This is a genomic window from Bartonella sp. TS82HLJMH, from assembly GCF_042193495.1.
GTDB lineage: Bacteria > Pseudomonadota > Alphaproteobacteria > Rhizobiales > Rhizobiaceae > Bartonella > Bartonella grahamii.
In genome coordinates, this window is sequence record NZ_JBHILU010000071.1 from 1 (window position 1) to 1,163 (window position 1,163).

The following is a 1,163-nucleotide window of genomic DNA, read 5'->3' on the forward strand; positions in this document are numbered from 1 at the left end:
TACAAAGGGCGTAATTGTAGCTATTGTTTTTGAGGAAATATCCGTGACATATGTTTTTGTTATCTGATCAATTTTATCGAAAAGTTGCGTGAACACTGTAAAGTCCATGGAATTCCTCTTTAACGAAGTTTCAACTTTTTATCACCTTGAAACATAGATAAATGTTAAATGCTTCATTTGCATTTATACATTACTTGAGTATTTTCATCACGATATCTTGGCTTTGATAAAACCTTTATGCCCTTCTGAATTGTTCAGATAGTACTAAACTTTCTACATGGTTTTTGTTTTCATGAAAAAAAGCAAATATTGTAAAGAGCTTTATTAGTTAAATTTTATTCTAGGCACACCTAGGTTGTTAGAGTTTATAATTTTTCCATACAATTTACGTTTTTGTATTTCGATAAGACTCTCTTCGTTATCGCTTAAATTTCTGACCATTTGTAGCTTTGTATATTCATTTTGGAGCATGGCTGACATGGTCTTGATGACTGTTTGCAGTTCGAAAACTTCTTTCAGATCTTTTGTTTTATTTACCTCATCTAAGAAATCGACGATTTGTGTAAAGCGGTTCTCTGCGTCTTGGAAAGTTTGCAAACTTACAGCTTTAGCGACAATTCCACTATATTTAAGACGCGTATTGATTATGTCGCGCATCTCATGATTCGGCAAGTTCCAGAAGTTGGTTCTTTTCTCTTGCCCAAGAATAGAATTGACAAGATTTTGAAATTGCTCAACAATCAGGCCTTCGTAGTTTTGCCTCGTTTCTGGGTAGATAGAAGGCGAATCTTGTATGAAAAAACTCTTATTCTCTCCTATTGTTGGTTTTTGTATTCTATTTCCTGTTATAGACTGATGGATTTTTTTTGCGTTTTCGATTTGGTTTTCGTTTGTTTTAATTTGTTGTTTTAATAATTCAATAATTGTCAGATATTCTGCTTTTGAAACAGGTAGAGGATTTTGAACAGTTGAATCTTGAGTCCCAGAACCCCAACTAAAGTTAGACGTTAGAGTTAAATTTATCATTCCCAAAAGGATAATCATTCCTGTTATAATAAATCGCTTTTTCATGTGTCTCCTCGCTTAATTTCGGCAGGGATTGTTTTATTAATAGGCACACGGTTCCTATCATTGGGCTGTTTTAGCTTTGGTGCTAATGCACA

General features: G+C 33.6%; 1 protein-coding gene and 2 pseudogenes. All 3 read right to left on the bottom strand.

Going from position 1 to position 1,163, the window contains the following annotated elements; translation table 11 throughout:
• Positions 1 to 108, bottom strand: a pseudogene (locus ACFIKO_RS09250) (trwi protein); the annotation flags it as partial.
• Between the two features lie 216 nt (positions 109 to 324).
• Positions 325 to 1,071 carry a type IV secretion system protein gene (locus ACFIKO_RS09255; RefSeq protein WP_375673881.1) on the bottom strand — a complete coding sequence of 249 codons (747 nt, stop codon included), beginning with the start codon at positions 1,069 to 1,071 and terminating at the stop codon, positions 325 to 327.
• Positions 1,068 to 1,163: pseudogene (locus ACFIKO_RS09260) on the bottom strand (TrwH protein); the annotation flags it as partial. The gene ACFIKO_RS09255 and the pseudogene ACFIKO_RS09260, both read right to left, overlap by 4 nt.